We start from the raw sequence: 24,276 nt of genomic DNA, 5'->3' as shown, positions 1-24,276 counted from the left end.
GGGAAAGTCGGTTCGGGTGTCGGACAGGCCCTGGCGGGTCAGAGCTCGACGAGGACCTTGCCGCGGTTGGCCGACCGGTCGGCGTAGAGGCTGCCGTAGGCGGCGGGAATGCGGTCGAAGCCGTGGTGCAGGGTGTGGTCGCAGACGACCTCGCCGCGCCGGACCCGGCCGCCCAGCTCGGTGTGGAGGTCCCGCCAGTTCTGGTCGGTGAACCACTCCAGGGAGAAGATGCCGCGGACGGTGGCGCGCGGGAACATCAGGTAGGGCAGGAGCCGGGGGCCGGTGCCCTCGTTGCCGACCTGGGTCGCCCACTGCCAGCACACGGCCACCTGGCTGCCGATGTTGAGCATCGGGAACACCGCGTCGGTGACGGTGCCGCCGAGGTTGTCGAAGTACCGGTCGACGCCGTCGGGGGCGGCCCGGGCGAGCGCCTCCCGGACGGTGTCCTCGCGGTCGCCGTGGCGGTAGACGACCACCGCGTCGAAGCCGAGCCCGGTGAGGTAGTCCGCCTTCTCCGGGGACGAGGTGGTGCCGATCACCCGGGCGCCGGCGAGTGCGGCGAGCTGGCCGACGAGGGCGCCGACCGCACCGGAGGCCCCGCTGACGACCAGGGTCTCACCGGGGCTGATCGTCATGTACTTGGAGAGGGTCCCCCAGGCGGTCATGCCGGGCCCGCCCATCACGCTGAGGGCGGTCGGCAGCGGCAGGGCGTCGTCGTACCACCGGGGGTCGAGCCTGCGGTACGCCGGGAAGACCATGGGGAACGTGCCGGTCTGCCAGAGTTCGGCCGCGCCGGTGCTGATCACATGGGTGCGCCAGCCGCCGAAGCCCTGGACGAGGTCGCCGGCGCGGTGGGCGGCGCGCGGTCCTGCCTCCACCACCTCCATGATCGAGTCGGCGCCCATGTGCCCGCCGATCGGGGTGTCGAGGGCGATGCCCTGGAGGTAGGGGTCGACGGAGACGTACAGGGTGCGCAGCAGCATCTCGTCCGGGGCGAGCGTCACGTCGATGTTCTCGACGACCTTCTCGTAGACGCGGTCCACGTCGGGTACGCCCTCGACGTGTTCGCGGACCACCCACTTCGCGATCTTCATGGCTTCCTCTCCGTCGGTGCGGCGGGGCGGACGGGCACGGGGATGACCCGGTGGGTCGGTGGTGGTGCGGTGAGGTCGGGCGACGCGGTGAAGGGCCGGTCGTCGTCGCGGCAGACGAACTGCATGACGTGGCGTCCGGCGGCGGCGGCCCGGATGAGCCCGCCGGTGGTGGCCCAGACGCCGGACTGGTAGAAGTCGCGCAGTCCGGGGAGGCCCGGACCGTGCTTCTTGATCAGCTCTTCCAGGGTCTCGCCGCTCTCGACGAAGGGCTGCCAGCCGAGGACGGTCCCGTCGTAGTTGCCGGTGTAGCGGACCTGGGTGAGGGGGCTGGAGACGTCGCGGACGACGATCGCGTCCCGCAGGCCGGGATGGCGCTGTTCCAGGAAGCCGATAAGGGCCTCGCGGGCCCGCCGTTTCGCCGCGTAGTAGCCGCGTCCGTGGCGTACCGGCAGGGTGTGCAGCTCGGTTCCGCCACGGGTGCGGGTGACCTGTTCGGGGCCCTCGTCCAGGGCGCGCCAGGGGGCGATGTCGCAGAAGTAGGTGGCGTAGACGACGGTCGTGCCGTCCGGGGACAGCTCGGGGTAGTGGCGGCTGCGGAACTGGACGTTGATGCTGGGGTGGCGGATGCCGGTCAGTTCGGCGGCCGTGGCCTCGTCGAGGAGGTACGTGGTGCAGGGGTCGCCCTCGGGGAAGGGGCGGGAGAGGCCGAGGAAGAGGGTGAAGTAGCCGGGGAAGACCATGCCGGGTTCATGGATGGTCTCGGTGTAGAGCTTGCGGTAGTCCTCGCCCAGGTACTCGCCCCCCAGGAACTTCATGGTGGTGGTGTAGCCGTCGCAGGCCGACACGATGATGTCGGCGCGCAGTTCCTGGCCGTCGCTGAGCCGGACGCCGACCGCCCGGTCGTCCTCGACGATCACCGTCTCGACCTTCGTGTTGTACGAGACCTCGCCGCCGAGCCGGCGGTAGCGGGCCTCGATCGACTCGGCGAGGCCGAGGGAGCCGCCTTCCGGGACGCCGGCGGAGAGGTTGGCGTGCGAGGCGAGCTGGAAGTGGAACGGGAGGACGGGGAAGGCCGGGTGCTTCTCGTAGAGGATGAAGTTGAAGGCCTGCCGCAGAAGAGGGTCCTTGAACTTCGCGGAGAAGTCGGTCATCAGGACGGTGATCGTGGTGCGTACGGCGTTGAAATACGGCAGGAACGAGGCGAGCATCCGCCAGCGCTCCCGACGGCCCATCAGTCCGACGGGCTTGAGGAAGGGGTAGACCGCCAATGCCTTGCGGAAGCTGCGCAGTTGGGCGCAGAACTTCCGTACGAGGCGGGCGTCGGCGGGCGAGATGTCGATGAGGTGGGCTTCGAGGCGGTCCGGGTCGGAGTAGAAATGGACGGCCCGGCCGTCCGTGCCGCGCACGATGTTGAAGACGTCGAAGTGGCGGATCTCCTTGCCCTGGAGGGCGCCGAGCTCCAGCCAGATCTGGTGCATCTCGTTGCCGGGGCCGCTGCCGAGGAGCCAGCTGACGCAGGCGTCCAGGGTGAAGCCGCCGCGTTCCCAGGCGGTGCAGCAGCCACCGGGGATCTCGTGCATCTCCAGGATGCGGGTGCGGTAGCCGTTCATCTGGGCGTAGCAGCCGGTGGAGAGGCCACCGAGACCGGCCCCGATGATGATCATCGTCTCGCGGGGGCGGCGGTCGCCGCCGTCACGCCGGGGCCTGTTCCTGTCATCGCTCATGAGCTCTCGCTCTCGCGTGCGGACCACCGGTCGAGCTGCGGCAGATGCCCCAGCTTCCCGGGGTGCCAGGGTTCGGCGCCCTTGCTCTCCCAGGCCCGGAACTCCAGGCCGAGTTCGCGGCAGAGGTACTGGACGGCGAAGCGGCCGGTGGAGGCGGCGCGGATCAGGCCGCCCATGCCGACCCACTGCCCGGCCATGGAGAAGCCGCTCAGTCCGGGCAGCCGCATCCGGTCCTTGCCTACCAGGCGCGCCGCGACGTCGTCGGCGTCCGAGAACGCCTTCCAGGCGAGGATGGAACCGCCCAGGTTGCCGGTGTAGCGGTGGGTCGTGGCGGGGGTGGCGACCTCGACGATGTCGATGCGCTCCGCGATGCCGGGGCTGCGGCGCTCCAGGAAGTCCCGGACGAAGTGGGCGACTTCGCGCTTGCGCCGGCGGTACTCCTTGCGATCCCTGGTGCGCAGGTCCTTCCAGTGGGCGTAGTCGCTGAAGTAGGTGCAGTGCAGGACCGAGTGGCCCGGTGGCGCGAAGCCGCCGGAGTAGCGGGAGCGGGCCTGGACGACGAGGCTGTCCTGCAGGGCGCCGGGGAGGTGGGCCGCGTCGTCCGGGCCGAGGAGATGCGTGGTGCTGTGCGCCTCGTCGGGGTCGAGGTCGCCGCGCAGGCCGACGAAGGCGGAGACGACGGCCGGGAAGAGGGTGCCGGGGCGGTGCAGGAGGTCGGTGTAGAGCTTGTCGATCCGGGGTCCGGTGTACCGGCCGCCCAGGAGACCGTAGACGGTGGTGTGGCCGTCACAGGCGGAGACCACGTGTTCGGCGAAGTACCTTTTGCCACCCCGGAGTTCGATGCCGATCGCCCGGTCGTTCTCGACCAGGATCCGCTCGGTGCGGGCCCGGTAGGTGACCGTGCCGCCCAGGCTGCGGTAGCGCTCCTCGATCGAGCGGGCGAGGCCGAGCGAACCGCCCTGCGGGAAGCCGGCGTTGCCGTGGTGGGCGGCTGCCATGTTGAAGAGGTACGGCAGCAGCGGGAAGCCCTCCGGGTCCTGGAAGAAGATGTTGCGGAACGCCTTGCGCAGCAGCGGGTCCTGGAACCGGTCGGCGAAGACGTGCATCGGGGTGGCGGCGGTCCGCCAGAACAGCCGGAAGGCGGGGAGCACCGTACGCAGGGTCTGGACCCGTTCCCGTACGGTGCGCAGCGCGGGTGCGGTCAGGAACGGGTACAGCTCGATGTCGATGAAGCGCCGCAGGTCCCGGGTGAAGGCCCGGATGAGCGGGGCGTCCGCGGGTGAGAGCTCCAGGAGGTGGGCCTCCAGGCGGTCGGGGTCGTTGTAGAACGTCACCGACCGGCCGCTCTCGTCCTCGACCTTGTTGAACAGCTCGAAGTTGGTGACGGTCTTGCCGTCGAGCGCGCCGAGTTCGCTCCACACCCGGTGGGCGTCGTTGCCCGGGGCGGTGCCGATGAGCCACTCGATGCAGTAGTCGAAGAGGTATCCGTCGCGCGACCAGGCGGTGCAGCAGCCGCCTGGCAGCACATGCTTCTCGAAGACGCGGGTCCTGGCGCCGCTCATCTGCGCGTAGCAGCCGGTGGAGAGGCCGGCCACGCCCGCGCCGACGACGATGACGCGGGGCGGCGCGCCCGGGGCGCGTTCCCGGCTGGTCCAGTCGGTGGAGTCGTCATCCGCCATGGGCCGGTTCTCCCGTCAGGACGGAGCGCACCAGCTCGGCGTTGCGGGGCAGGTGTTTGGCGTCGAGCATGTCGGCGTGGACGCCGGAGCCGCGCAGTACGGCGGTGGCGCCGGTGGAGCTGCCGTGCCAGGTGCCGTGCTCGCCCGCGGCGTAGAGGGCGGCCTTCTCCTCGTCGGTGATCACGCTGACGGTCGCGGCGACCGTGCCGGTGTTGGGGGTGCGGCCGCAGAAGGCGAGGTATTCGGCGGCGTGGGCGAGGGTCTCGTGGGCGACGGCGTCGGATCCGGTGTGTTTGCGTACGTGGTCGGCGAGTTCGGCCTCGAAGGCGGCGATGCCGGAGGCGTCCGGTTCGTAGGCGGCGAGGATGCGGCGGGAGTCGAGGATGACGACGTGGTCGACCCGGCGGCCGCGCCTCTCCAGCTCCTTGGCCGTCTCGAAGGCGAGGTTGCCGCCGAGGGAGTAGCCGAGGAGCCGGTAGGGGCCGTCGGGCCGGGCGGCCTCGATCAGGTCGGCGTACCGGGCGATCTTGTCGTCGCCGGGGAGGTAGTTGAAGCCGATGAGGGTGTGGTCGGGGAGGTGGGCGGCCAGGCCCCGGTAGACGAGCCCGTGTCCGCCGGCGGGCGGGAAGCAGAAGAGGGCGGGGTGCTGTCCGGCGTTGAAGGTGAGGCTGGGCAGTTCGTCGGCGCTGGTGCCGTGCAGGACGTCCTCGACGGTGGCGGCCATTCCGTGCAGGGTGGTGACCTGGTAGAGCCTGCTGACGGGGACACCGACGCCGAACTCGGTGCGCAGATGGTGGAGAAGCTCGATGAGCTTGATAGAGCTGCCGCCGAGTTCGAAGAAGTCGTCCTCCAGGCCGACCTGTTCACGGCCCAGGAGATTCTTCCAGTGCCGGGCGACGCTGATCTCGTACAGGGTCACGGGCTCCTCGTGCGGCCGGTCGCCCGCCTCGGCCTGGGGCGCGGGCAGGGCGGTGGTGTCGACCTTGCCGTTGGCGGTCAGCGGCAGGGCGGGCAGCTCGACGAAGTGGGACGGGATCATGTACGAGGGCAGCGAGCGGGCCAGGTGGCGGCGCAGGGCCCGACCGTCCAGGGTCGCACCGGGCGCGGGGACGCAGTAGGCGCAGAGCGCCGCGTCTCCCCCGGTGTCGGTGCGTACGGTGACGACGGCCCGGGCGAGCGGCGGCCACCGGGTGAGGTGGGCCTCGATCTCGCCGATCTCGATGCGGTGGCCGCGCAGTTTGACCTGTCCGTCGGTCCGGCCGAGCAGGTGCACCCGGCCGTGCGCGTCCCAGCGGGCGATGTCGCCGGTGCGGTAGAGCCGTTCGGGCCGGGCATCACTGTCGGCGGACCTGCTGAGCGTACGGGTGACGAACCGCTCCTCGGTCTGCTCGGGGTCTCCGGCGTAGCCGAGGGCGACGCCGTCGCCGCCGATCCAGAGTTCGCCGGGCACGCCGGGCGGGACGGGTTCGCCGTGGGTGTCGAGGACGTGGAGGGTGCTGTTGGGAAGGGGCCGGCCGATGGGGACCATCGCGCCGGGTTCCAGGTCGTCGACGGGGCCTTCGAAGTACGCACTGTCGATGGTGGCCTCGGTGAGGCCGTAGGAGTTGACGAGTCGGGTGCCGGGTCCGCAGAGTTCGGCCAGCCGGCGGTACTCCCCCACGCTCCAGGCGTCCGAGCCGACCACCAGCAGCCGCAGGAAGTCCAGCCGCAGCCCTTCCCGGTCGCAGTGGTCCATCAGGCCGCGGACGACGGCGGGCACAAACTCGGCGCAGTCGACGCGCTCCTGACGCATCGTCCGGTAGAGCCGGGTGGTGTCGAAGAGGAGGTCGCGGTCGGCCAGGACGAGGGTGCCGCCCGAGCACAGGGCGCGCACCAGGTCGCCGGTGAACACGTCGAAGGACGGTTCGGCCATCTGGAGGTGCACCCGGACGTCCGTCTGCAGCCGGTACTCCTGGCGCCACGCGGCGTGGGCGGAGGCGAGGTTGCGGTGGCTGACGCGGACGGCCTTGGGACGGCCGGTGGAGCCGGAGGTGGTGATGATGTAGGCGGGCGATTCCGGGCCGGCCTCGGCCGCCGGTCCGCCCGGGTGCGGTGCGGTGCGGGCGAGCGCGCCGAGGGTGAGCGTCGGGACGGCCAGGGCCCCGGTCTGCTCCGGCCCGGCGTCGTCCGCGACGAGGACGAGCGCCGCGCCGGTGGCCGTCACGAGGTGGGCGAGCCGGTCCGCGGGCTGGTCGGGCCGCAGCGGCAGATAGGCGGCGCCGGCCTTGAGGACGGCGAGCAGGGCGACGATCAGCTCGGGCGACTTGTCCAGGCACAGGACGACCACCGAGCCCTCGCCGATGCCGAGGGTCCGCAGCCGGGCGGCGGTGTCGGCGGCCCGCCGGTCCAGCTCCGCGTAGGTCAGCCGGTGCGCTCCGCCGTGCGCGGAGGGCATGGCCACGGCGACGGCCGCGGGGTGCTCGGCGGCGCTGCGGGCGATCAGTGTCTGGACCGGGACGAACGGCTCTTCCCGCGAGTCGTCCCGGGGCCCGGCGGTCGGCAGGGCCGGGCGGCTCCACTCCCCGACGAGCCGCTCCCGCTCCCGGTCGCCGAGCATCTCCAGCCGGGAGGCGGGCTGTTCGCCCGGGGCGTGGGTCATCCGGTCGAGGAGGCGGGTGTAGTGGGTGGCCATGCGGCGCATGGTCTCCGGGAGGAAGAGGTCGGTGTTGTACTTGAACACGCAGTGGAAGCGGCCCTCGGCCTCGTCCTCGTAGGCGGACAGCGTTATGTCGAACTGCCCTTCCTCCTCCGGTAGTTCGATGTACTCCAGGCGGTAGCCGTACTGCTCGGTGGCCACCTTGTGGGTGAGGAGGATGAACATCGCCTGGAAGACGGCGGAGCGGCTGGGGTCGTGCTGGAGGCCCAGCTCCTCGACGAGGAGGACGAAGGGGTACTCCTGGTTGTCGAGGCCGCCGAGGACGGTCCGGCGGACCTGTTGCAGCAGTTCGGCGACGGTCGGGTCATCCGACAGATCGGCGTGCAGGGGCAGCGGGTTGACGAAGTAGCCGTAGACGGAGGCGAAGTCCTGCCGGGTGCGACCGGTCACCGGGCTGCCGACGACGATGTGGTCCTGCCCGGAGTAGCGGTGCAGCAGGAGGTAGTAGGCGCTCAGCAGCACCATGAACGGGGTGACGCCGTGGGCGCGGGCCAGCGCGTGGACGCGGGCGCTGAGGGCGTCGTCGAGGACGAAGAACTCGGAGGCCCCGTTGTGGGTCTGGACCGCCGGGCGCGGTTTGTCGACGGGGAGGTCCAGGAGCGGGACCTCGGCCGGCAGGTGGGCCCGCCAGTAGTCGAGCATGCCGGTGGCTTCGGGGCCGGCGAGGAAGGCGTTCTGCTGGTTGAGGAAGTCGAGGTAGCGGGCCTCGACGGGTGGGAGCTGCGGTTCCTGGTTGCGGCGCAACGCCTCGTAGACGCTGAGGAGTTCCTCGATGAAGGTGAAGGTGGAGATGGCGTCGGAGACGATGTGGTGGACGGCCTTCATGATGATCCAGCGGTCCGGGCCCCGTTTGAAGAGGCGGAAGCGGACCAGTGGATCGTGGGCGAGGTCGTAGGGCTTGCGGTACTCCTGGACGATCGTCGCGTGGATGGACTCCCAGTCCTCGCCCTGGACGTCGAAGAGGGCGAGGTCGGTGGCGGCGTCCTCGGTGACCTGCTGCACGGCCTGCCCGTCCACCAGGAGGAAGTTGGTGCGCAGCGCGGGGTGGCGGGCGATGAGCCGGCGGACGGCCTCGAACATCAGGTCCGGTTCGAGGGCGACGTTCACCTCGACGGCCCCGCCGATGTTGTACGCGTAGCCGTCGGGGTTGAGGTGCTTGAGGAACCAGAGCGCCTTCTGGTTCTGCGTCAGCGGGTACTGCCGCTCGTCGCGGTGGAGTTCGACCGCGCCCGCCGCCTTGTCGGGGGTGTCGGTCGCGGCCAGGGCGTTGAGGCCGTCGTGGAGCTGGGCGGCGAGTTCTCCGGCCGGGGTGCCGCTGAGGAGGGCGACCACGGGCAGGGCGACGCCCAGTTCGGCGTGGATCCGGGCCCGTAGCTCCATGGCGAGGAGCGAGTCGAGCCCGAGTTCGCCGAGTCCGGTGGCGGGGTCGATGCGGTCCGCGCCGGTGCGCAGCACGGTGGCCGAGAGCGCGGCGAACCGTTCGGCGACCAGGGTGCGGCGGGTCTCCTCGTCGGCGGCGCGGAAGGTGTCGAGGAATCCGTTGCCGGAGGTGGCGTCGCCCGGCGGGGCGGCGGCTGCCGCGAGGTCGGCGACCAGCGGCGGCGGCGTCGGGTACCAGGCGAGGAAGACGGGCCAGTCGACGACGGTGGCGACGACGAGCTGGGCGTGGTCCTGGCCGATGACGCGTTCCAGGACGGCCATGCCGGCGTCCGGGGAGAGCGAGCTCATGCCCCGGCTGTGCAAGTAGTGGTCGACCAGGCCGAGTTCCTCGATCATTCCGGTGGCCCAGGGGCCCCAGTCCAGGCTGAGGGCGGGCAGGCCCTGGGTGCGGCGGTGGTGGGCGAGGGCGTCCAGGAAGGCGTTCCCGGCGGCGTAGTTGGTCTGACCTGCCGTGGTCAGGAGGGAGGCGATCGAGGCGAAGAGCACGAAGTGTTCGAGGGGTTCGTCCCGCAGGTGCCGGTGCAGGAGGTGGGCGCCGATGGTCTTGGGGTCGTGGACGGCGTCGAATGCGGCCCGGTCCAGATCGGCGACGAGCGTGTCGCGGACCTGTCCGGCCAGGTGGAACACCCCGCGTACGGGCGGGGCTCCGCTCTGCCGGTGGGCGTCGAGCCAGCCGGTCAGGGCGTCCTCGTCGGTGATGTCGAGGGTCGCGAGGACGGGCTGCGCGCCGAGCGCCTCCAGCTCGCGGAGCAGGGCCACGGCCCGGCCCTCGGCGGTGGCCGGGTCGGTGCCGGCCCACTTCTCCCGGGCCGGCACGGGGGTGCGCCCGACGAGGACGATCCGGCGGGCTCCGCGGCGTACGAGGGTGCGGCACAGGAGTCGGCCGAGCGCGCCGAACGCACCGGTGACCAGATAGCTTCCGTCGGCCCGCAGGCGCAGCGGCAGCGGCCGGGTCAGGCTCTCGGCGGGGCGGAGGCGGCTGGTGCGGCGGCCGCCGTCGCGCAGGGCGATCTCCTCCTCGTCGTCGTTGAGCGCCTCGGCGAGGAGGGCTGCGGCCTCGGCCCGGTCGCCGTCGGGGCCCGGCCGGCGGCGGGGGTCGAGGTCGATGAGCTTGCCGGGGTGGTCGATCAGCTCCTGGTGGCGCAGCACCCGGCCGATGCCCCAGGCGGGCGCGCCGAGGGGTTCGGGCCCCTCGCCGGGCAGGGCGGGCTGGGCGCCACGGGTGACGATGTGCAGGCGGCCTCCGCCGCCCCGCGCGAGGAGGAGGCGGGCTAGGGCGATCAGTGAGTACGCGCCCGCGCCGGTGTGGTCGTGGAGGGCGGCCCGGTCGCAGTCGGCGAGGGCGGGCGCGTCGAGGTTCCACAGGTGCAGGACGGCGCCCCGGAAGGGGCCGCCGTCGCGGTCCAGGTCGGCGAGGAGACGGCGCAGATCGGCGTCGGATCCGGGGTCGACGGTGAACGTGACGCCGTCGCCGGAGGCGGTGTAGGCCGCGCCCCGGCGCACCAGGCGGCAGCGTTCGCCCCGGGCCGCGGCGAGGGCGGCGAAGGCGTCCGCGACGCCTCCGGTGTCGGCGAGGACCAGCCAGTCGTGGTCGCGGGCGGTGGTGGCGGGTGCGGGCCGAGGGGCGCTGTCGCTGCCCGGCGGCACGTTGCGTACACCGCCGTCGCTCACGTCCTGCGGCCGGGCGGCGGTGTCCTCGGCGGGCAGCGGCGGGCAGTCGGTCCAGACGGGTTCGGCGAGCCAGGAGTCGATCGTGGTCCGGGCGACGGCGGTGGCGGCCTTCTCCACGTCGGCGGCGCGGAAGCCGCGGACGCGGCCGAGCGGGGTGCCGTCGTCGGCGTACAGGGCGATGTTCCCGAGGGTGGTGTCCGCGTCGCCGGTGAGCAGGGTGGCGTGGGCCCAGAACGGCTGGTCGCCGATGGGTTCGAGGGCGACCTCGTCCACGGAGAGCGGCAGCCTGATCCCGGTGCCCGGCGCGGGTCCTTCGGGGTCCGTCGGGATCAGCGGCGTCAGGAGGGTCTGGAAGCAGGCGTCGAGGAGGACGGGGTGGAGGTGGTGGCCTGCGGCGTCGTCGCCGATGGCGCGGGGCGGGCGGATGCGGGCGAGGACCTCGCCGGCGCCGATCCAGACCTCCTCGACGGCCTGGAAGGCGGGGCCGTAGTGGTAGCCGAGGGCCGCCAGGGCGGTGTAGCAGTCGGGGCCTTCGAGGTGTCGGAGGGACCGGGCCCGGATCGCGGGGGCGTCGAGCGGCGGGTCGGTGCGGCGGCGCTGCCCGGTGCGGACGATGCCGCTCGCGTGCACGGCCCGCTCCCCGTCGTCCCCGGTCGGGGAGGCGATGGTGAAGGCGGCGTTCTCCAGCGAGAGCGACACCTCGACGGTCCGGTCCTCGCCGTCGGGCAGGAAGAGCGCCTTGCGCAGATCGATGTCGGCGAGCACGGCGGTGGTGCCGCCGGTGAGCCGCAGGACGGCCTGGGCGGCCATTTCCAGGTAGCCGGCGGCGGGGAAGACGACGGTGTCCTGGATGCGGTGGTCGGCGAGGTAGGGCAGGTCCTCGGTGTCCAGGCGGGCCTGCCAGGTGGGTTCCGTACGGTCGGTGCGGCGGCCGAGGAGGGGGTGGTCGCGGTGGCCCAGCCGGACCTGGGCGACCGGGCGGGGTTCGGTCCAGTGGCGGTCGCGCCGGAAGGGGTGGCGGGGCAGGGTGACCGGTCGGCCGGTCGGCTGGAGTACGTTCCAGTCGACGGCGACGCCCAGGTTGTGGAGCGAGCCGAGGGAGGCGGCGAAGCGCTCGCTCTCGTTCTCCCGGCGGCGGATCGAGGGCAGGGTGAGTCCCGATGTGCCGCCCGCCTCCAGGCATTCGCGGATCGCGTGGCCGAGGACCGGGTGCGGGCCGATCTCCAGGAACACCTGGTGGCCGTCGGCGGCGATGCGGTCGACCGCGGAGCGGAAGCGCACCCGGTCGCGGACGTTCTTCCACCAGTACGCGGCGTCCAGTTCCTCGCCCCGGGCGGTTCCCTCGACGCCCGTGAGGTACAGCGGAACCCGGGCGGGGCGGGGCTCCAACGGGGCCAGCTCCGCGAGCAGTTCGTCCTTGATCCGTTCCATTCCGACGCTGTGGTAGGGCACTTCGACGGTGAGGAACTTCGCGAACTGCTGCTCGGCCCGCAACTCCTCGGCCAGCAGGGTCAGCGCCGCCTCGTCCCCGGCCAGGGTGATCGCGGTGGGGCTGTTGACGGCGGCGATGGAGACCCGGTCGCTGTAGGGGCGTACCCGGCGCTCCGCCTCGTCCTCCGACAGGCTGACGGCGAGCATGGCGCCGGTGCCCGCCAGGGTCTGCTGGAGGCGGCTGCGGTGCACGACGATCCGGGCCGCGTCCCGCAGGGAGTAGACGCCCGCCGTGTGGAAGGCGGCGATCTCACCGGTGCTGTGGCCGACCACCGCGTCGGGGCGCACCCCGTGGGACCGCCACAGGGCCGCCAGGGCTACCTGTACGGCGAAGTTGGCGGGCTGGGCGAGCCAGGTCTCGCTCATCCGGGAGACGGACTCGTCGGCGGTCATCTCCTCGATCAGCGACCAGTCGGCGAACTCCCGCAGCGCCCGGTCGCACGCCTCGACCGCCTCGCGGAACACCGGTTCCTGCGCGAGGAGTTGGCGGCCCATGCCCCACCACTGGGGGCCCATGCCGGTGAAGACCCACACCAGCCGCCGGTCGGCGGACTCCCGGGCGCGGCCGTGGACGACGCGGGGGTGGGGCTCGCCGCGCTCGTGGGCGGCCAGGGCCTCGTCGAGGGAGGCGCGCGAGGAGTAGACGACGGACAGCCGCTCGGGGAGGTGCTGGCGGCGGTGGGCGAGGGTGTGGCCGAGGTCGTCGAGGGCCACGGCCGGGCCGTTGTCGCCCGCCAGTTCGCCCCGGATGCCGGTCGCCAGTTCCACCAGGGCGTCCGGGTTGCGGGCGCTGAGCGGCAGGATGCTCCAGGGCCGGGCGGTGGACGGGGCGGCGTCGGTCTCCGGCGCAGGGGGCGGGGCCTCCTCCAGGACGACATGGGCGTTGGTGCCGCCGAACCCGAAGGAGTTGACCCCGGCGCGGGCGGGCCCTTCGTGTGCGGGCCAGGCGGTGGGCCGGGTGGGGATCTCGTAGGGCAGGGTCGCCGGGTCGATGGCGGGGTTGAGGTTCTCCAGGTTGATGTGGGGCGGGATGGTCCGGTGCTGGATGCTCAGGACGGTCTTGATCAGCCCGGCGATCCCGGCGGCAGATTCGGTGTGGCCGATGTTCGTCTTGACCGAGCCGACGTAGGCGCGGGCGCCCGGGGCCCGGCCGATGGCCAGCGCGCGGGCCAGGGCGTTCGCCTCGATCGGGTCGCCGACCGGGGTCGAGGTGCCGTGCGCCTCCATGTACTGGAGGTCACCGGGGGTGATGCCCGCCTCGGCGCAGACCCGGCGGATGAGGTCGACCTGGGCGTCGGCGTTGGGCACGGTGATGCCGTTGGTGTGACCGTCCTGGTTGACGCCGCTGCCGGCGATCACCGCGTGGATCCGGTCCCCGTCCCGTACGGCGTCGTCCAGCCGCTTCAGCGCGACCAGGCCGACGCCTTCGGCCCGTACGTAGCCGTCGGCGGCGGCGTCGAACGTACGGGAGCGGCCCTCGGGCGAGAGGAATCCGCCCTTCGTCTCGGCGACGGTGTACTGCGGGGCCATGTGCAGCAGGGTGCCTCCGGCCAGCGCGAGGTCGCTCTCGCCGTTGTTCAGCGCCTGGCAGGCCAGGTGGACGGCGACCAGGGAGGAGCTGCACGCGGTGTCGATGGACAGGCTGGGGCCGCGGAAGTCGAAGCAGTACGAGATGCGGTTCGACACCATCGTCATCATCGTGCCGGTCGCGGTGTGGGCGGCCAGCGAGGTGAAGCCCAGGTCGGCGAATTGCAGGATCTTGTAGTCCAGGGTGAACGCGCCGACGTAGACGGCGACATCGCCGCCGGCGAGGTCGGCGGGCCGCTGGCCGCCGTCCTCCAGGGCCTCCCAGGCCACTTCGAGGAGCTTGCGCTGCTGCGGGTCCATGTGGTCGGCCTCGCGCGGGCTGATGCCGAAGAACGCGGGGTCGAACTCGTCGAAGCCGTCGATGTATCCACCGCGGCCGCCGACCAGGCGCCCGGGTTTGTCGCGGAACCGGCTGCCGAGCGTACGGACGTCGTACCGGTCGGGCGGTGTGGGCGTGATGCAGTCCTTGCCCGCCACCAGATTGCGCCAGTACGTCCGGTGGTCCGAGGCGCCGCCGGGCAGGCGGCAGCCCATCCCGATGATCGCCACCTTGTTCCGTAACGCCCGGTTGTTCGCGTCGGCCATTCGAACTCCTCAAGTCGTGGTGGAGCGTCGGGGGGCGGCGGTCATTCCGGGCCGGGGCCCGGTGCCGGTCTGCGTCGCCAGGGGTGCAGGAGGGCGGCGAGGATCTCGCCGGTGCCGGGGAAGGTCGTGGGGTCGTGGAGACCGACGGCGGCGGGTTCGCGGCCGGGACGCCAGGTGAAGCTGCCGAAGAGGTGGTCCCAGCACGACAGGTCGGAGCCGTAGTGGCCGGCTTCGGACAGATCGGTGCTGTGGTGCAGTCGGTGCTGCTCGGGACTGGCCAGCAGATGGTTGAGCGGTCCGATGCGGACCTCGATGTTGGCGTGGACGAAGTAGCCCTGCGCGGCGACGAAGAGTCCGACCACCAGGACCGCGGGGCGGGAGAATCCGACGAGGGCCAGGGCCAGTTGGACGAGGCTCTGGGCCAGGACGATGTCCAGCACGTGGTTGACGCCGTTGTTGGCGACGTTGACCTTCTCCGGCACGTGATGCACCCCGTGCAGCCGCCAGAGCAGGGCGTTGCGGTGGCCCAGCCGGTGCACCGCGTAGCTGACGAGCGATCCGGCCAGGAGCGCGCCCGGGATCTCGACCCAGAGGTGCTGGGTCGGCTCCTCCGGCGAGATCAGGCCGACGGCCAGCGCCACCAGCAGTTGCGCCAGACCGCTTCCGGCCATGGTGAGCAGGAAGTAGATGCCGTACCAGCGCCATTCGTCCTTTCCCGGGTGCCAGTTCCGGTCATAAGGAATCAGCCGCTCCAGGAGGGCCAGATAGGCGATGACCCCGATCAGGAAAAGCGAACTGACCCACGCGGGATCCCATTCCAGCCACAATGCGGCCGCACCCACGGATACGACCGAGAGGAGGAGAACGGGGTAGGCGACGGCACGGAGGAACCGCGTAGGTGAATTACCGATCATCCCCTTCCGCCCGACCGAAAAGTCGGCCGAATAGATTTCGCCATCGGCGGAGCGTTCGCGCTCGTCCATCCGTGACCCTCCACAAGTGACAGTGCCGGGGAGAGAGACTCATCGCATCGCATCAGCGCAGGCCAGAGCAGCCTTACGAGAACAGGAGCCCCGGGTGGCGACCATGGCCCCCGCGCTGGCGACTTCCAGACACCCGGCCCCGATGAAATTCGGCCGTGGCGTGAACTGATGCCCCCGACCCCATCAGCCCAGATCATCTATTTCCCGTTCCCACGGCTTTAATCACGACCGACGCACAGAAATTGCCCGGCGCTTTTGTCTGCGCCGGGAATGCGGGGAGAATCGCACAACCGAGGCGAGTTCATTTGTGCGAGCAATTCCTTCATAGGATCATCGCCACACCGAAAGACGGCGCATTCCTGTGCGCCGGTACCCGAGGCCCCACGCTCTGGCGTGCGTTCGGACGGGGAGCGGTGCGCCCGCGCGGAAGCCGCACCCCGGAAGCGCCCCCGGCCGGTCCCACTCCTTCCGCCGGAGGACGCCCCCTGCGATGATCACGGCGGATCCGGCAGCGGAATCCGACTGCGAACCCGGTAGCGAAGCCCGGCAGGACAACCCGGCAGCGCATCAGCGAAACGAGGAGTCTCCTTGTCGTACGACGTCGGCGCGGTGCGCGCACAGTTCCCCGCCCTGCGGTCCGGTACGGCGCACTTCGACGGACCGGGCGGCACCCAGACCCCGGCCTCCGTCGTCGCCGCGATCGGCGAGGCGATGAGCCGCCCCCTGTCGATCCGGGGCGCCGCCCTGCCCGGGGAGGTGAACGCGGAGGAGATCGTCCTCGGGTTCCGGCAGGCGATGGCGGATCTGCTGGGGGCGGACCCGGGCGGGATCGTGTTCGGCCGCAGCGCCACCCAGCTCACCTACGACTTCTCGCGCACCCTGGCCGGGTCCTGGAGCCCGGGGGACGAGGTGGTGGTCAGCCGGCTGGACCACGACGCCAACATCCGCCCGTGGGTGCGGGCGGCCGAACGGGCGGGGGCGGTGGTGCGGTGGGCCGATTTCGACCCGGCGACCGGTGAGCTGTCCCCGGAGGCCGTCGGCGCGCAGATCACCGAACGGACCCGGCTGGTCGCGGTGACCGGCGCGTCCAACCTGATCGGCACCCGGCCCGACATCCCGGGCATCGCCGGACTCGTCCACCGGGCCGGCGCGCTGCTGTACGTGGACGGGGTACATCTCACCGCGCACCACACGGTGGATGTGGAGCGGCTGGGCGCGGACTTCTTCGTCTGCTCCCCGTACAAGTTCTTCGGCCCCCATCACGGGGTGCTCGCCGCCCGGCCCGAACTGCTCGACACCCTGCGCCCGGACAAGCTGGCGCCGTCCACCGACGCCGTACCGGAGCGCTTCGAACTCGGCACTCTGCCCTACGAGTCGATGGCGGGCACCCGGGCGGCGGTGGACTTCCTCGCGAGCCTGGGCTCCGACGTTGGTACGGGTGCCGGGCGTCGCGAGCGGCTGCGGTCGGCGTACGCGGCGATCGACGCCCACGAGACGGCGCTGCGGATGAGCATCGAGAAGGCGGTGCGCGAACTGGACGGGGTGACGGTGCACTCCCGGGCCGCCGACCGCACCCCCACCCTGCTGCTCACCTTCGAGGGCCGGGACGCGGCGGACGCCTACCGCGCCCTCGCCCGCTCCGGCGTGCACGCACCCGCCGGATCCTTCTACGCCCTGGAGGCCTCCCGCCACCTGGGGCTCGGCGACAGCGGCGGTCTGCGCGTCGGGCTGTCCGCGTACAACGACACGGACGACGTGGAGCGACTTCTGACGGGGCTGTCGGACTTCCTGCGCTGACGGCGGGCCGACACGGGGGATACTGCGGAACGGGGGATACGGCGGGTACGGTCACCGCGCGTCGAGCGTGGCCAGTACGTCCACCGCGTCGGCCAGCCTGGCCGGGCGGCGGGCCCCCGGCGGCGGCTCCCCGGTCCAGCCGGGTCCGGCCACCAGGACGACGGGCCGCCTGCGCGCACCCCGTACGCCCCACTCGATCGCCCCCACCCGGGCCACCAGCGAGCGGCTGGCCGTGCTGCGGGACTGCGCCCAGAGCACCACCGCGGCGGGGCCGGTGCGCCGTACCGCCTCCTCCAACGCCCCGGCGGGCAGGGCGGCGCCGAACATACGGACCGGCAGGGCCTGTTGGGCGAGGGTGGCGGCGAGTGCCTCCAGGGCGAGCGTGTGGGTCTCGCCGGGCACGCAGGCCAGGAGGGAGACGCCCGCGCCGGGGGCGGGAGGCCGCGCGGCCGAGAACGCGCGCAGCGCGCCGGAGACATGCCACGACAGCAGGTGCTCGACTTCGATGTACCGCTCGCCCGCGGTCTCCCACTTGCGGCCCACCGCGTGCAGCGTCGGCATCATCACCTCGTCCCACGCGGTCGGCAGCCCGTAGCGGTCGAGCACCGCCGTGAGCAGTTCGTCCAAGGCCGGCGCGTCCAGCCGGACCGCCGCCCGGGCCAGTCCGCGGCACTCCTGGCGGGCCCTGCCGAGCGGAAGCGGCCCGGAGGCCCGGGAGGCGGGCCCGGACCGTGGCACGGGCGCGCCGCGGGACGTTCCGGCCAGGACGGTGCGGGCGGCCTCGGCCGGTGGCAGGCCCGCGCTCGTCAGACGGCACATGTCGCGCAGAGCGGCGATGTCCGCGCGGGTCCAGCGTCGGTGCCTGCCGTCCTCCCGCGCAGCCGGGCCGATGCCGTAGCGGCGATCCCACGAGCGCAGCGTGGTCGGCGCGACGCCCAGGAGACGGGCCACCGCACCGGTGGTCAGGCCCCCGTCGGCCGGGACTTCCGGGGCCGACTCGTCCGTCCCGTCGGTCACAGGGCTCACCACTGGGTCCATAAATCCACCATACGACGCAAAAGCGACGCATGTTGCCCGGCGTATCGCGGCGCTGTTCGCTGAAGAACGACAGGAGCGAGAGGGGACGGTCATGAACGAGAGGGGCCGGTCATGAAACTGAGCGACGAACTCCCCGTCGATCACCGGCTGGCGAGCGTGTACCGGATCGGTGCGGGCCTCTGCGGCACCATCCTGCTCGCCTTCGGCATCCTCGGCTTCGCACAGCGGCTGAGCTTCTTCGACACCAGCGGCGACCGCATCGCCGGACTGTCGACCAACGGCCTGCTGAGCCTGATCTCGGTGGTCGTGGGCGTGCTGCTGATCGCCGGGGCCGTGGTGGGCGGCAACGTCGCGTCCACGCTGAACATGACGATCGGCGCGCTCTTCCTGCTGAGCGGCTTCGCCCACCTCTTCGTCCTGGACCGGTCCGCGAACATCCTGGACTTCGGCATGTCGAATGTGGTCTTCAGCTTCGTGATGGGGCTGCTGATCCTCATGTTCGGGATGTACGGGCGGGTGACCGGCGGCCTGCCGCACGACAACCCGTACTGGCGGCACCGCCACCCGGAGCAGGCGGACCGCGAGGCCGAGGCCGCCGCCGCCGCTCGCAGGAGTGCGGCGGCGCGCGGGCCTCTCGGGCAGTGACGCCTCTCGGGCGGTGACGGTCTCGGGCGGTGCGAGCCCCGGGCCGTACTGTTTCAGACCTTGCGATAGCGGGCGTTCGCCCAGGAGAACACGCCGAACGCGACCAGCCCGAGGGCGATGACCACCAGGAGCCACGGCCCCGCCGGGGTGTCGGTGAAGGAGCGCAGGGTGTCGTCCATGCCCTTGGACCTGTCCGGCTGATGCTCGATCGCCGCGGCCACGGCGAATCCGCCCGCCGTGGCGAAGACGATGCCCCGCGCCGTACCGCCGAACACTCCGGTGAAGTCGACGGCGCGGCGGGTCCGCCGGGACATCTCCGACATCTTCAGGTGCTTGTGGAACTTCCGCAGGAGCGCCCGGACCGCGATCCAGAGGCCGGCGCAGGCCACCGCGACCCCCGCGATGCCGACGATCCACTGGCCGCCCGGCCAGCCGAGCGCCTTGGCGGTGACGTCCTGCGACTGCTGGTCCGATGACCCGCCGCCGCTGCCCGAGTCTCCGGCGGCGAAGGACAGGACGGAGTAGGCCACGAAGCCGTAGAAGACGAAGCGGCCGGCCGCCATGGCCCGCTTGGTGGGCTTGCGGCCATCGGGCCCGGCCTGACCGAACAGCGCCTCGGACAGGCGCCAGAGCGCCATCCCCACCAGGGCGATGCCGAGCGCCCACAGCAGGGTCTTGCCGAAGGGCTTCTCGGCTATCTCCGCGATCGCGCCGCCCCGGTCGGCCTGTTGTCCGCCGCCGCCGGAAAACGCGATCCGCAGGGCGAGGACGCCCACGAGGACGTAGATCACCCCACGGGCCCCGAACCCGGCACGGGCCCCTGCCTCCATCGCCGTGCTGTTCGCGGCCCGCTTGGCCCGGCCGCGTCCCTGCGCTGCTACTGAACGGGTATTCATGTCTTTCCGGTTGCCCCGGTGAGGCGGATCGACGCAGAAACGACGCGGCGGGCGGAGCGAGACGATGCGCGGCAGCGTGGTGGTGACGCAGAAGACCACCCCCCGCTCGCCGGAGGAGACATCCGGAGGAGACATTATGACGATCAACCGTCTGCAGCGCACCGCGGCGGCCGCCGCGGCACTCGCCTTTCCCGCCTCTCTGGCGTTCTTCGCTCCGCAGGCCCAGGCCGCGGCCCCCGCCGAACCGTACGGCCCCGCCTGCTCCTCCGTGCCCGCGGAGGGCGCGGGCAGCCTGGAGGGCATGGCGAAGGACCCGGTCGCCACCGCCGCGTCCAACAACCCCGAACTCTCCACCCTCGTCAGCGCGGTGGAGAAGGCAGGTCTGGTCGACACCCTCAACAACGCGAAGAACATCACGGTGTTCGCGCCGACCAACGCCGCCTTCGACAAGATCCCGCAGGCGGATCTGGAGGCGCTCCTCAACGACAAGGCCGAGCTCACCAAGGTGCTGACGTACCACGTGGTGGGCGAGAAGGTCACGACCCAGCAGATGGAGGACGGCACCTTCAAGACACTGGAGGGGAGCGACCTCACCACGAAGGGCTCCGGCACCGAGTTCACGGTGAACGACGCCTCGAAGATCGTCTGCGGCAATGTGCCGACGGCCAACGCCACGGTCAACCTGGTCGACACGGTGCTCATGCCGCCGTCGTCGTGACGGTCCGGGCACGGTCCACGGGCGGAGGTTCTATACGCTGAGGGCGTGACCAGCGCCGACGACCGACCGACCCGGAGCGGCGCCTCGGAATCCGAGGCGCCGCTCGCGGACCTTCAAGCGTTCGCGGTCGAGCTGCGCCGGATGAACGGCGAGATCAACCGGATGACCCACGGTTTCGCGGCGAGCCAGCAGCTGCACCCCACGGACGTGAGCGCGCTCGCCGCCATCCTCGACGCCCCGTCGCCCCTGACGCCCGGGGCGCTGCGCGAGCATCTGGGCCTCACCTCCGGCGCGGTGACGGCCTGCCTGGACCGGCTGGAACGGGCCGGGCACATCCGGCGGGCCCGGGAGAGCGCCGACCGCCGGGTGGTGCACGTGTACTACGAGGCGAGCGCCCGGACGGCCGCCCGCGACTACTTCATGCCGCTCGCCGAGGCCACGGCGCGGGCCAGGGCCCGCTTCAGCGAGGCGGAGCTGACGACCGCCCTGCGCTTCCTCGCCGCCATGAACGAGGAGCTGGCCGAGCTCCCCCCGGCGCGTCGCTGAGATCTTCGCCCCCCCTTGCGGTTGTCCGCGCGAGCACTCGCGTAATGTATTTCAACGATTGAGATTGTTCATCGATGAGATATCTCCACCCCCGGGAGAGGCATGTCCACCCCTGCACGGTCGGTCCGCCGGCTGATCCCCGTCGTTCTGCTGATCGCCTGGCTCTGCATCGGCGGCGGGCTCGGCCCGTACGCCGGGAAGCTCGGCGAGGTCGCCACCAACGACCAGGCGGCCTTCCTGCCGCAGAACGCCGAGTCCACCCAAGTCATCGATGCCCAGAAGGCGTTCCAGCAGAACGAGACCCTGCCGGTCATCCTCGTCTGGACCTCGGCGGAGAAGGGCGCCCCGGTGGACAACGGGCAGCGGGAGGCCGCCACCGGCGCCCTCGCCTCGCTCGCCGGGAGCGAGGGCGTCGTCGGAACCCCCTCCCCCGCACTGCCCTCCGAGGACGGCCTCGCGCTCCAGGGCATCGTGAAGCTGAGCCCCGGCCTCGGGGACGAGCTGCCGACCGTACTGGAGAGGGTCGAGGAAGCGGGCGCGTCCGTGTCCGGCACGACGGTCCAGCTGGCGGGTCCGGCCGCGAGCCAGGCCGACCTGTCCGACGCCTTCGCGGGCATCGACGGGCTGCTGCTCGGGGTCGCCCTGATCACGGTGCTCATCATCCTGCTGCTGGTCTACCGCAGCGTGCTGCTGCCCTTCGTCATCATCATCGGCGCGGTGTTCGCCCTCGCCCTGTCCTGTGCGATCGTCTACGTCCTCGCCGACCACGACATCGTGCGCGTGGACGGTCAGGTGCAGGGCATTCTGTCAATCCTGGTGATCGGAGCGGCGACGGACTACGCGCTGCTGCTCACCGCCCGGTTCCGGGAGGAACTCGCCGTCCACGGCGACCGGTTCACCGCGATGCGTATCGCGCTGCGCGAGTCCTTCGGCCCGATCACGGCGAGCGCCGCGACGGTGGCGGCCGGTCTGCTCGCGCTGCTGCTCAGCGACCTCACCAACAACCGGGCCCTCGGCCCTGTGGGCGCGATCGGCATCGTCTGCTCGGTCCTGAGCGCGCTCACCTTCCTGCCCGCCGTCCTGGTGCTGCTGGGCCGGGCCGCCTACTGGCCGGCGAAGCCCAGGCCCGCGGACGACGAGGCGTCCGGCGGCCACGGCATCTGGCACAAGGTCGCGGCCCTCGTCGACCGGGCGCCCCGCAAGGTCTGGGCGATCACCCTGACGGCCCTGATCGCCTGTGCCGCGTTCGCCCCCACGCTCACCTCCAAGGGCGTTCCGCTGGACGAGATCTTCGTGAACGACGCCCCGTCCGTGACCGCGCAGGAGACGCTGAGCGAGCACTTCCCCGGCGGCTCGGGCAATCCGGTGGTGATCGTCGCGGCGGCCGACCGGCTGACCGAGGTGACCGAGGCCGCCACCCGTACCGAAGGGGTGGCCTCGGTCGCGCCGGTGAGTGCGAGCGGACGGCCGGGCGGCGAACCCCTCGTCGTCGACGGCAGGGTCCGCGTCGACGCGACGCTGAAGGACGCGTCCGACAGCGACAAGGCCAAGGAGACGGTGGCCGCGCTGCGCACCGAGGTCCACGCGGTCCCCGGATCGGACGCCCTGGTCGGCGGCTACACCGCCCAGCAGTACGACACCCAGCGCACGGCGGAGAACGACCGCATGCTGATCGTGCCGGTGGTGCTGGCGATCATCCTGGTGATCCTGGTCTTCCTGCTGCGGTCACTGGTCATGCCGGTGCTGCTCGTGGCGACCGTGGCGCTGAACTTCCTGGCCACGCTCGGCATCTCCTCGTTGGTCTTCACCCATGTGTTCGGCTTCAGCGGCACGGATTCATCGGTGCCGCTGTACGGGTTCGTGTTCCTGGTCGCCCTGGGCGTCGACTACAACATCTTCCTGATGTCCCGGGTCCGGGAGGAGTCGCTGCGGCACGGCACCCGGGAGGGCATCCTGCGCGGGCTGACCACGACCGGCGGGGTCATCACCTCGGCGGGCGTCGTGCTGGCGGCCACCTTCGCCGCGCTGGGTGTGATCCCGCTGGCGTTCCTGCTCCAGATCGCGTTCATCGTGGCCTTCGGCGTCCTGCTGGACACCCTGGTCGTCCGGTCGCTCCTCGTCCCGGCGCTGGTGCGGGACATCGGGCCGAAGGCGTGGTGGCCGGGGGCGCTGAGCCGCGAGAAGCCCTGAGGGTGTCCGGCGTCGCGGCCGGGCCGCGACGCCGGACACCCCCTAGGGCGCCTCTTTCGGATCATGGTTAGGTGGCATCCCACTCTGCTTGCAGCCAGCTGAGTTGCACCCCGCTGAGCGGCGGCTCAAAACCTGCAGGGAACAGGAGCGTGAGTGGCTGTGGCCACATGTATTCAAGCCCGTGCTCCTCACAGTGCAGAGCGATGAGATGCGGCCCCTCCCCGCAAGCCTCGCGCTGGTAGAAGCGGTCATGCGCCTGACAGAAGTAGGAGAACCGCGACGACCCAGTCGAAGTCGCCTTCGGCGTCGGCCTGGGCCAGCAGGGTGGTGAAGACCTTCTCCCAGGTGCCGTCGGTGGCCCACTTCCGCAACCGGTTATGAGCGCCCTTCCACGATCCGAAGTGCTCGGGCAGGTCCATCCACGGCGTCCCGGTGCGGTACTTGAACGCGATCGCGTCGATCACCTGCCGGTGATCCCGCCACCGCCCGCCCCGCTTCGGAGTCCGGTCCGGCAGCATCGGCTCGATCCTCGCCCATTGGGCGTCAGTCAACGACACACATCAACCAACGATCAGATGATCCGAAAGAAACGGCCTAGCGGCGCAGCGCGTCCCCCGGCGCCCAGCCCGGGTCCCGGTAGGCCGCCAGGGCCCAGATGACGAAGATGTCCAGGGCGATGACGACCACCGACCAGAGGGGCGCGTACGGCAGGAAGAGAAAGTGCGCGAAGAGGTTGAGGGAGGCGAAGACGATGCCGGTCACCCGCGCCCAGCCGGCCCCCTTGAGCACTCCGGCCCCGGTGACGGCCACACAGACGCCGAGCACCAGATGGATCCAGCCCCAGCCGGTGAGGCTGATCCGGTAGAGGTACTCGCCGACGTCGCCGTAGACGTCACCGTCGGCCAGGGCCGCGATGCCTTCCAGGGCCGCCAGGACGCCCTGGCAGAGCATCAGCACCCCGGCGAAGAGCACACCGCCGGTCACCCAGAGGCTGTCCGGATCGGGCTCCGGGGCAGGCCCGGCCGGGCCGTCGCCGCGCTGCCACGGCGCGTCCCCCTGACCGGGCCCGGGCCGGGGCCCCTGGCCGAATCCGGTCGGCGGCACGGCGTCGGGACCGGAGGAGGCCACGGGGCGGGGGCCGGAAGAGGCTTCGGGGCCGGTCGGCGGCAGGGAGCCGGGCCGGGCCGGGTCCTCGGTCACGAGGACTCCTCCCGCGCCTGACCGGCCTGCCCCTTCGCGCGCCTGCCGACCACCGTGGCGGCCGCGACCGCCGCGCCCGCGAAGGACAGCGCGACCATCCAGGGGCGGTCGAGGACATGTCCGGTGAGGTGGTCCAGGGAGTAGCGACCGGGGCCGGTCAGTCCGATGGCCGCGGCGGTGAATCCGAGGAGCGCCGGGTATTCGTAGCCGCCGCCCGCGGCGAAGAAGCCCGCCGGGACGTGCACGGCCACCGCGCCCGCCATCGCCGCCGCGGCCGCGGCGCCCGCCGCCGGGGTG

General features: G+C 71.9%; 14 protein-coding genes and 1 pseudogene. 5 read left to right on the top strand and 10 right to left on the bottom strand.

The features are described from left to right. Positions 1 to 38 precede the first annotated feature (38 nt). From G3I54_RS02225 to G3I54_RS02205, 5 genes are read right to left on the bottom strand one after another with little or no spacing between them, the layout of a single operon-like run. Positions 39 to 1,094, bottom strand: a complete 1,056-nt coding sequence (locus G3I54_RS02225) for an NADP-dependent oxidoreductase (RefSeq protein ID WP_164610504.1) — start codon at positions 1,092 to 1,094, stop codon at positions 39 to 41. Then, complete coding sequence (locus G3I54_RS02220) at positions 1,091 to 2,818, bottom strand: NAD(P)/FAD-dependent oxidoreductase (RefSeq protein WP_164610502.1); 1,728 nt, start codon at positions 2,816 to 2,818, stop codon at positions 1,091 to 1,093. Before G3I54_RS02220 ends, G3I54_RS02225 begins: the two co-directional genes overlap by 4 nt. Further along, positions 2,815 to 4,497: an NAD(P)/FAD-dependent oxidoreductase gene (locus tag G3I54_RS02215; protein ID WP_164610500.1), complete on the bottom strand. Its 1,683-nt coding sequence runs from the start codon at positions 4,495 to 4,497 to the stop codon at positions 2,815 to 2,817. The genes G3I54_RS02220 and G3I54_RS02215 overlap by 4 nt, the downstream gene beginning before the upstream one ends. Further along, positions 4,487 to 13,966 (bottom strand): non-ribosomal peptide synthetase/type I polyketide synthase, encoded by a 9,480-nt coding sequence (locus tag G3I54_RS02210; protein WP_164610498.1) that lies wholly within the window; start codon positions 13,964 to 13,966, stop codon positions 4,487 to 4,489. Before G3I54_RS02210 ends, G3I54_RS02215 begins: the two co-directional genes overlap by 11 nt. Before the next feature lie 41 nt (positions 13,967 to 14,007). Continuing rightward, the gene (locus G3I54_RS02205; protein ID WP_164610495.1) at positions 14,008 to 14,949 is read right to left on the bottom strand and encodes a sterol desaturase family protein; all 942 of its coding nucleotides are present in this window, start codon (positions 14,947 to 14,949) and stop codon (positions 14,008 to 14,010) included. 588 nt (positions 14,950 to 15,537) lie between these two features. Here G3I54_RS02205 and G3I54_RS02200 point away from each other — a divergent pair. After that, positions 15,538 to 16,746: a cysteine desulfurase-like protein gene (locus tag G3I54_RS02200; RefSeq protein ID WP_164610493.1), complete on the top strand. Its 1,209-nt coding sequence runs from the start codon at positions 15,538 to 15,540 to the stop codon at positions 16,744 to 16,746. A 51-nt stretch (positions 16,747 to 16,797) separates the two neighbouring features. Here G3I54_RS02200 and G3I54_RS02195 read toward each other — a convergent pair whose 3' ends face one another. Then, positions 16,798 to 17,784, bottom strand: coding sequence for a MerR family transcriptional regulator (locus tag G3I54_RS02195; protein ID WP_164610491.1), 987 nt, complete (start codon positions 17,782 to 17,784; stop codon positions 16,798 to 16,800). A gap of 111 nt (positions 17,785 to 17,895) precedes the next feature. Here G3I54_RS02195 and G3I54_RS02190 point away from each other — a divergent pair, with 111 nt between their 5' ends. Beyond that, entirely contained in the window at positions 17,896 to 18,429 is a 534-nt protein-coding gene (locus tag G3I54_RS02190; RefSeq protein WP_164610489.1) for a DUF4383 domain-containing protein, read from the top strand. Positions 18,430 to 18,482: 53 nt separating this feature from the next. On the opposite strand, the gene G3I54_RS02185 is transcribed toward G3I54_RS02190, so the two are convergent. Then, positions 18,483 to 19,325, bottom strand: coding sequence for a DUF1206 domain-containing protein (locus G3I54_RS02185; RefSeq protein ID WP_203685419.1), 843 nt, complete (start codon positions 19,323 to 19,325; stop codon positions 18,483 to 18,485). Between the two features lie 136 nt (positions 19,326 to 19,461). Here G3I54_RS02185 and G3I54_RS02180 point away from each other — a divergent pair, with 136 nt between their 5' ends. From G3I54_RS02180 to G3I54_RS02170, 3 genes are all read left to right on the top strand, one after another. Further along, positions 19,462 to 20,043 carry a fasciclin domain-containing protein gene (locus tag G3I54_RS02180; RefSeq protein ID WP_164610487.1) on the top strand — a complete coding sequence of 194 codons (582 nt, stop codon included), beginning with the start codon at positions 19,462 to 19,464 and terminating at the stop codon, positions 20,041 to 20,043. Between the two features lie 45 nt (positions 20,044 to 20,088). Continuing rightward, positions 20,089 to 20,589 (top strand): helix-turn-helix domain-containing protein, encoded by a 501-nt coding sequence (locus G3I54_RS02175; RefSeq protein WP_164610485.1) that lies wholly within the window; start codon positions 20,089 to 20,091, stop codon positions 20,587 to 20,589. 102 nt (positions 20,590 to 20,691) lie between these two features. Beyond that, positions 20,692 to 22,779: an MMPL family transporter gene (locus G3I54_RS02170; protein WP_164610482.1), complete on the top strand. Its 2,088-nt coding sequence runs from the start codon at positions 20,692 to 20,694 to the stop codon at positions 22,777 to 22,779. Between the two features lie 248 nt (positions 22,780 to 23,027). Here the strand turns inward: G3I54_RS02170 and G3I54_RS02165 are convergent, their stop codons facing one another. The 3 genes and pseudogenes from G3I54_RS02165 to G3I54_RS02155 all read right to left on the bottom strand — a co-directional run. Next, complete coding sequence (locus G3I54_RS02165; protein ID WP_164610480.1) at positions 23,028 to 23,330, bottom strand: transposase; 303 nt, start codon at positions 23,328 to 23,330, stop codon at positions 23,028 to 23,030. A 43-nt stretch (positions 23,331 to 23,373) separates the two neighbouring features. Continuing rightward, on the bottom strand, positions 23,374 to 23,883 hold the full coding sequence (locus G3I54_RS02160) for a hypothetical protein (RefSeq protein WP_343240258.1): 510 nt from the start codon (positions 23,881 to 23,883) through the stop codon (positions 23,374 to 23,376). A gap of 92 nt (positions 23,884 to 23,975) precedes the next feature. Further along, positions 23,976 to 24,276 (bottom strand): annotated as a pseudogene (locus tag G3I54_RS02155) (RpiR family transcriptional regulator); the annotation flags it as partial.

It is taken from the genome of Streptomyces sp. SID14515, from assembly GCF_010548505.1.
In the GTDB taxonomy this organism is placed as follows: Bacteria; Actinomycetota; Actinomycetes; order Streptomycetales; family Streptomycetaceae; genus Streptomyces; species Streptomyces caviscabies.
Note: the sequence above shows the minus strand (reverse complement) of the source record. Positions and strands in the feature narration are given on the sequence as shown.

Bases quoted from the DNA above. Each gene is read 5' to 3' on its own strand.
- G3I54_RS02225 (WP_164610504.1), bottom strand. From the start codon at position 1,094: ATGAAGATCGCGAAGTGGGTGGTCCGCGAACACGTCGAGGGCGTACCC.
- G3I54_RS02220 (WP_164610502.1), bottom strand. From the start codon at position 2,818: ATGAGCGATGACAGGAACAGGCCCCGGCGTGACGGCGGCGACCGCCGC.
- G3I54_RS02215 (WP_164610500.1), bottom strand. From the start codon at position 4,497: ATGGCGGATGACGACTCCACCGACTGGACCAGCCGGGAACGCGCCCCG.
- G3I54_RS02210 (WP_164610498.1), bottom strand. From the start codon at position 13,966: ATGGCCGACGCGAACAACCGGGCGTTACGGAACAAGGTGGCGATCATC.
- G3I54_RS02205 (WP_164610495.1), bottom strand. From the start codon at position 14,949: ATGGACGAGCGCGAACGCTCCGCCGATGGCGAAATCTATTCGGCCGAC.
- G3I54_RS02195 (WP_164610491.1), bottom strand. From the start codon at position 17,784: ATGGACCCAGTGGTGAGCCCTGTGACCGACGGGACGGACGAGTCGGCC.
- G3I54_RS02190 (WP_164610489.1), top strand. From the start codon at position 17,896: ATGAAACTGAGCGACGAACTCCCCGTCGATCACCGGCTGGCGAGCGTG.
- G3I54_RS02185 (WP_203685419.1), bottom strand. From the start codon at position 19,325: ATGAATACCCGTTCAGTAGCAGCGCAGGGACGCGGCCGGGCCAAGCGG.
- G3I54_RS02180 (WP_164610487.1), top strand. From the start codon at position 19,462: ATGACGATCAACCGTCTGCAGCGCACCGCGGCGGCCGCCGCGGCACTC.
- G3I54_RS02170 (WP_164610482.1), top strand. From the start codon at position 20,692: ATGTCCACCCCTGCACGGTCGGTCCGCCGGCTGATCCCCGTCGTTCTG.